7 protein-coding genes are annotated in these 6,238 nt (G+C 65.4%); 5 read left to right on the plus strand and 2 right to left on the minus strand.

Going from position 1 to position 6,238, the window contains the following annotated elements; translation table 11 throughout:
* A partial coding sequence (locus tag N826_RS38215) for an IS256 family transposase (protein ID WP_044437742.1) occupies window positions 1-499 on the plus strand: 499 nt, incomplete at its 5' end.
* A gap of 29 nt (window positions 500-528) precedes the next feature.
* Here N826_RS38215 and N826_RS38220 read toward each other — a convergent pair.
* On the minus strand, window positions 529-1,866 hold the full coding sequence (locus N826_RS38220; RefSeq protein WP_044437733.1) for a sensor histidine kinase: 1,338 nt from the start codon (window positions 1,864-1,866) through the stop codon (window positions 529-531).
* On the minus strand, window positions 1,863-2,525 hold the full coding sequence (locus tag N826_RS38225) for a response regulator (protein WP_044437734.1): 663 nt from the start codon (window positions 2,523-2,525) through the stop codon (window positions 1,863-1,865). Before N826_RS38225 ends, N826_RS38220 begins: the two co-directional genes overlap by 4 nt.
* Before the next feature lie 147 nt (window positions 2,526-2,672).
* On the opposite strand from N826_RS38225, the gene N826_RS38230 reads away from it, so the two are divergent.
* From N826_RS38230 to N826_RS38245, 4 genes are all read left to right on the plus strand, one after another.
* A complete protein-coding gene (locus N826_RS38230; RefSeq protein ID WP_044437736.1) occupies window positions 2,673-3,077 on the plus strand; it encodes a PepSY domain-containing protein in 405 nt (134 codons plus the stop codon).
* A 52-nt stretch (window positions 3,078-3,129) separates the two neighbouring features.
* The gene (locus N826_RS38235; RefSeq protein ID WP_044437738.1) at window positions 3,130-3,621 is read left to right on the plus strand and encodes a hypothetical protein; all 492 of its coding nucleotides are present in this window, start codon (window positions 3,130-3,132) and stop codon (window positions 3,619-3,621) included.
* A 211-nt stretch (window positions 3,622-3,832) separates the two neighbouring features.
* A complete protein-coding gene (locus tag N826_RS38240; protein WP_044437739.1) occupies window positions 3,833-4,303 on the plus strand; it encodes a DUF2271 domain-containing protein in 471 nt (156 codons plus the stop codon).
* Between the two features lie 27 nt (window positions 4,304-4,330).
* Window positions 4,331-6,238, plus strand: a 1,908-nt coding sequence (locus N826_RS38245) for a PepSY domain-containing protein (protein ID WP_044437741.1), incomplete at its 3' end; no start/stop codon positions are given.

Here is a 6,238-nt window from a genome sequence, read left to right on the forward strand (position 1 = left end):
TAAATCGAACGGTACCAATTGCGTTCGGATGGTGCACAAAACCGGCAACACCCTCAACAAAATACCGAAATCCGTCCAGCCTGCGGTCAAGCAGGACCTGCGGGAAATCTGGATGGCGCCCGACCGCAAGGCCGCGGAGCGTGCCCTCGACGTCTTCGAGAAGAAGTACGGTGCCAAGTATTCCGGAGCCGTCGAATGCCTGACCAAAGACCGCGATGCCTTGCTGGCCTTCTATGACTTCCCCGCCGAACATTGGGACCACGTGCGGACGACAAATCCGATCGAGAGCGTGTTCGCCACGGTCCGGCACCGCACGGTCCGAACCAAAGGCGCGCTCTCGCAGGACACCGCCAAGCTCATGGTCTTCAAGCTCATCTCGGCAGCATCCAGAACCTGGCGACGGCTTCAGGGCGAAAACCAGTTGCCCAAAGTCATTCGGGGCGTCAAATTCCGCGACGGCATCGAGGTCAGCGTGCCGACATCACACAGCGCCGCCTGATAACCTCGTCACCCAAATTCCGCCATAGCTCACGTGGCGCTATTGAGAGACAGAACCGCTTCGAACCCGTCGGTACGGCCGGATGCCGGGGAATGCAGCACTAGCTTAGCCCCGCTCCCCCTGGCAATAGCGTCGGCAATGGCGAGGCCCAACCCGAAGCCGTCGGCGGCGGTCCGGCCCCGCTCAAAGCGGCGGAAAAGACGGTTGAGGGTTTCAGGCGGCACGGGCGGGCCGCCATTGGTGACGCGCAGCACACCGTTCCGCATCATTACGACGCGCACCGGTTCATCGGATGCACCGTGGCACAAGGCATTTTCGATCAGGTTACGGGCCAGGATAGCGAAGGCGTCGGGATCCATGACGGACTGGATCTCCCCCTCGGGCATTCGGGCTTCAATCCGGCCCATCTCGCCGGTTCCTTTGCGCAGCTCATCCACAACCATGCCAAGGACGGGCGCAATATCCATCGCGCGTTCGGCCCGCAGTCGCCCGCCTTCAGCCCTGGCCAATTGCATCAGCTTTTCCGATAGGCGCGCAAGGCGCTTGAGTGCTGCCTCAATGTCCCGGGCGCGGTCGTGGTCTGCCCCCTCGCCGGTCTCGGCGATCAGGCGCTGGGTTTGTGCCAGCGCCGCCGCGACGGGGGTGCGCAGTTCATGAGCGGCGTTGGCGGTGAAACTGCGCTCGGCGTCCAGCGCGCGGCGCAGCCGGTCCAAAAGGGCATTCACCGCGCCAGCGACAGGTTCGATTTCGGTAGGGAGATCACCCGCCGGCACCGGAGCAAGATCGCCGCTGCCGCGCATCGCGATCGCATCCCGGAACGCCCGGATCGGTCGCATCGAGCTCCGCACCAGCGCCCAGACCCCCAGAAGGCTGAGCGGAACCAGCAGGGCTAGCGGCAGGGCGAGTGCCCAAACCGTTTCACGCGCGACCTCGCGCCGATGCGCCAGGGGTTCGGCCACCGAAATCGTGACCGTGCCTTGCAGGGCCGCGTCGTGATAGATGCGATGCGCGGGCGTCGAGGTGAAGCCGGTGCCGGTAAAGGGTGGGAAAGCGGCCTCGTCCGCCGCATGCGAGCGCATCAGCACCGTGCCCGCGGCATCGCGTATAAGATATGTAAAGTATTCCTCATGCGCGCGCAGCGTCGTCACGCGCTGCGTGATGGTGTCGTCCTCTTCGCGGTTGAGGATCTCCAGCACGGCGACCGGCAGTATCCGCTGCCCCGTTTCCTCAAGCGCGCTGTCGAAGACCTGATCCAGTTCCGCGTGCAGAATGAGGGTCGTCACCAACGCCGCCGCCGTCCACAGCACCGTCAGCCCAAGCGCCAGCGCCAGCGACAGCCGCCCCTGGAGGCTGCGCGGCACGGTCATCCGCCAGCCCCGAGGCGATAGCCGATACCCCGCACGGTCTCGATGACCTCGTGCCCCAGCTTCTTGCGCAAGCGGCTGATATGGACCTCGGTCGTGTTGCTTTCGACCTCGTCATCGAAGGCATAGAGCCGCTCTTCCAATTGCCCCTTCGACATAAGCTGACCTGGGCGCTGCACGAACGCTTCGAAAAGGACCCATTCGCGGGCGGTCAGCGCCACCGGCTTGCCTGCGCGGGTGACCCGACGCGCGGCAAGGTCGATCGCGAGATCGCCGATCGTGATCAGCGGGTTCGGATTGCCGGAATACCGGCGCGCCACCGCTTTCAGCCTCGCCGACAGTTCCGACAAATCGAAAGGCTTGACCATGTAATCATCGGCTCCCGCGTTCAGCCCCTCGATCCGGTCGGAGATCTGGTCGAGCGCGGTCAGGATGATGACAGGCGACACATCGCCCCTGGCGCGCAAGCCGCGCAGGAAAGGAACGCCCCGCCCGTCGGGCAGCATCAGGTCCAGCAGGATCAGATCGTAGGAAGCGATTGCCAGATGATCGTCAGCGGCGTCCAGCCGTGTGACCCAATCCACCGAATGGCCGTCGGCGCGGATCTGATCGCGCACGGCGGCGCCCAGGATCGTGTCGTCCTCCACCAGCAGCACACGCATTTGTCCGGCTCCTCATGATCTTGCCGCCCTTTAATGCCGTGCGAAGCTGACGGCCACCTGAAGCGGATTTCAATAAAGACTTCAGGTGGCCTTCAGGATCGGGTGTCAGGGATAAGACATCGCCATCCCATTACGGGAATACCAAAGATGAGAAAGACAGTTCTTGCCGTTGCCGTCCTGCTTAGCCCGCTTGGCGCGGGAATGGCGCTGGCCGACGAAGACGATTGCGGCACCACCATGTCCGAGTGGCAGCCGCGTGAGGCGGTAGTGGCCACGGCCGAGGGGTTCGGATGGCAAGTCCGGCGCGTCAAGGTCGATGACGGCTGCTACGAGGTCAAGGGCCGGGACGCCGACGGCAATGACGTCGAGGCGACGCTTGATCCGGGCACGCTGGCACTGGTCAGGCTGGAGGTCGAGTTTCGCCCCGGCGCGGACCCGTCGCGCTATGTGACCGGAGCGCGCGCCACGGCGCCGGCCTCCGCGCCGCAGACGACGACGCCCGCCAACCGCCTGTTCAACAAGGACGCGCGGCCTTCCGCAGTGATCGAGTGACGATCCGCGCCTGAGATCCGCTGGTTCGGATTTTTCAAGAGGAGTTCAAGTCATGAACGTACGAAAGCCTCTGCTGTCCGCGCTGCTTGCGGCAAGCCTGATGTCAGCCACGACTGGGGATAGCTTGGCGGCGGTTTCGCCTTCCCACCAAGGGCACGCCGACACAGGTGCTGCAATTGCCGAGTTGACCCTCAACGATGGTCAGAAGTGGCCAAGCGACGCCGCCCTGCGCGAGGGGATGACCGAGATCCGCGCCACCCTGCGCGCCTCTATGGGTCAGATCCATGGGGGCAACTTTTCGGCGGCCGAGTACGCTGCCTTGGCTGACCGGGTAGAGAGCCAGGTCGATGGCCTCGTCCGAAATTGTCGTTTGCCACCGGAGGCCGATGCCCAGCTCCACCTGGTCATCGCCGACATTCTCGATGGTGCCGAAATGATGAGGAAGGACAATGGCCGTATCGAGGGCGCCATCAAGTTGATGCGGACACTCCACGCTTACGGCGACTACTTCGATCATCCCGACTGGCACGCAGCCGCCAACTGAGTCCGGATAAGCAAGTCGGTCGATCCGACCCGACGTTTCCTCCGTGCCGCATCGCCTCGCGCTACGCCCCGCCCCCTCGCGCGGGGCATTTTTCATTGAAGCCAGGTGAAACCTGACAGCGACCTGAAGCTGATTTCTTCCGACGTTCAGGGGCTTGTCAGGTGGCGCGGTCAGTTTGACCCGATCGAAAACGTTACCGGAGGCTCAAACGATGAAACCCCTGCTCGCCGCCCTCGCTCTGACCACCGCGCTGACCATGCCGCAGATCGCCATGGCGAAACCCGTCACACTGACCACCACGCTGAACAACTACGGTGGCGACGGGGCCTATCTGGCGCTCTATGTGACCGATGCGAAGGGCGCCTATGCCGGCAGCCTCTGGATGGCGGGCGGCAAATCCAAATACTACGAGCATCTGCGCGACTGGCACCGCGCCACCGGCGGAAATGCGGCCGAGATCAATGGCATCACCGGGGCCAGTGTCGGCGCCGGGGGCACGCTCAAGATCACGGTAGATCTGGCCGACGCGCTGTTCGACGCGGGCTATAAGCTGCACATCGACGCCGCGGTCGAGGATATGCGCGACAGCCCGTCCGAAGTGGTCGTTCCGCTCACGAGCGCCGGGGCCGGACAGCCGGTATCGGGCCGCCGCTATATCCGCAGCCTCACCTATGGCCTGTGATCCCCGATTTCCGAAAGGCGGTGCGTCGTGCTGCGTCAGCTTCACAAGTTTCCCGGCCTCCTGGCGGCACTTCTGGTCAGCGTCCTGGCGCTGAGTGGTGCGGTTCTGTCGGTCTTTCCCGCGCTGGAGCGCAGCGGTGCTGTCACCGCACCGGCGGGCACGATCAGCGCAGCCGATCTGGCCGGACGGATCGCGGACCGCTATCCGGGTGTCGAGCAGATACGGCGCGCGCCTTCGGGCAAGGTCACTGTTCTGTATTTCGAAAATGGCTTCCCCGCCTCGGTGGTCGTGGACCCGGCGAGCGGTCAGTCGGTTGCGGACTATGTGCCCTCCGGCGTTGAGCGCTGGGTGACCAACTTGCACCGGTCGCTCTTTCTGGACGATGCCGGACGGATTGCCGCCGGGCTGGGGGCGCTGGCGATGCTGATGCTGGCGGTGTCGGGCCTTCAGATGACCGCGCGGCGCATGGGGGGATGGTCGCGAATCCTGGGCCGTGCGCGCGGCTCGCGCCGCCAGCGCCTGCATGTGGATTTCGGGCGGATGGCGGTGGCGGGGCTGATGCTGTCGGCGCTGACCGGGATGTACATGTCGCTGGCGACGTTCGACGTGATCCCCGGCGGCACAGCCAAGGCCCCTGGCATGCCGGCGGAGGTGAATGGCGGCCCGACCATGCCGGTGAACTGGATCGACGCTTTCCGGAACATCGACCTGGGCGACTTGCGTGAACTGACCTTCCCCTATCTGGATGACCCGACGGATGCCTACCGCATCAAGACCGCCACCGGCGATGGTTATGTCGATCAGGCGACCGGGCTGATGCTGGTGTGGCGCGACCATGGCGCGGCGCGGCGGGTCTATGAAACGATCTACATGCTGCACACCGGGCAAGGCCTTTGGTGGCTCGGCCTGATCCTCGGGGTGACGGCGCTGGCCGTGCCCGTGATGTCCGTAACCGGCGTGCTGGTCTGGGCATCGCGCCGCCGCACTCGGCCCCGGATCAAGGCGAACATATCCGCGCGGTCGGCTGATACCGTAATCCTTGTCGGCAGCGAGAGCGGCAGCACCTGGGGTTTCGCCCGCACCCTGCACGATGCCCTGACCGCGAACGGCCACAAGGTGCATACCGGCGCGATGGACAGCCTGGCACCCGCTTATCCGCACGCCGACCGGATGCTGATCCTCGCCGCGACCTATGGTGATGGGACGGCGCCCGCGTCGGCCAAACGCTTCATGGCGCGGCTTGAGGCGATGCGGACAGCACCCGCCCGCCCCGTCGCGGTCCTTGGCTTCGGCGACCGGCAGTTCCCGAAATTCTGCCGGTTCGCGCAGGATGTCGAGAGAGCGCTGGCGCGAAAGGGCTGGCCGTCGCTGATGCCGTTTGCCACCATCGACTGTCAATCCGCGCAGGCGTTCGCCCGCTGGGGCGCCGAGCTGTCCGAGGTTCTGGGCGAAGGGCTGACGCTGACCCATATGCCCGTCCGCCCGCGCAGCCACACGCTGACGCTGCTCGCGCGCAGCGACTATGGCGAGGCGGTTCAGGCGCCGACCAGCATCTTCCGTTTCGCCCCGCCGCACCGTGGCCTGCTGGCACGGCTAACGGGTCGGTCCTTCCCGCGCTTCGCCGCGGGCGATCTGGTGGGTATCCAGGCGCCGGGCAGTGACATGCCGCGCTATTACTCGCTGGCCTCTGGTACGAGTGACGGGTGGTTGGAGATTTGCGTGCGCAAGCATCCGGGCGGGCTGTGCTCGGGCCATTTGCACGCTCTGCGGCCTGGGGACCGGATCGAGGCCTTCATCAAGCCCAACCCCGAGTTCCGCCCTACGGGTGGCCGCGCGCCGGTGATCCTGATCGGCGCCGGCACCGGGGTCGGGCCTCTGGTAGGATTCGTCCGGGGCAATCGCCGCCGCCGGCCGATGCACCTCTACTTCGGCGGG

Source organism: Skermanella aerolata KACC 11604 (assembly GCF_000936425.1).
Classification (GTDB): domain Bacteria; phylum Pseudomonadota; class Alphaproteobacteria; order Azospirillales; family Azospirillaceae; genus Skermanella; species Skermanella aerolata.

Excerpts from the sequence above, each read along its gene's own strand:
- N826_RS38220 (WP_044437733.1), bottom strand. The coding sequence starts at position 1,866 with ATGACCGTGCCGCGCAGCCTCCAGGGGCGGCTGTCGCTGGCGCTGGCG.
- N826_RS38235 (WP_044437738.1), top strand. The coding sequence starts at position 3,130 with ATGAACGTACGAAAGCCTCTGCTGTCCGCGCTGCTTGCGGCAAGCCTG.
- N826_RS38240 (WP_044437739.1), top strand. The coding sequence starts at position 3,833 with ATGAAACCCCTGCTCGCCGCCCTCGCTCTGACCACCGCGCTGACCATG.
- N826_RS38230 (WP_044437736.1), top strand. The coding sequence starts at position 2,673 with ATGAGAAAGACAGTTCTTGCCGTTGCCGTCCTGCTTAGCCCGCTTGGC.
- N826_RS38225 (WP_044437734.1), bottom strand. The coding sequence starts at position 2,525 with ATGCGTGTGCTGCTGGTGGAGGACGACACGATCCTGGGCGCCGCCGTG.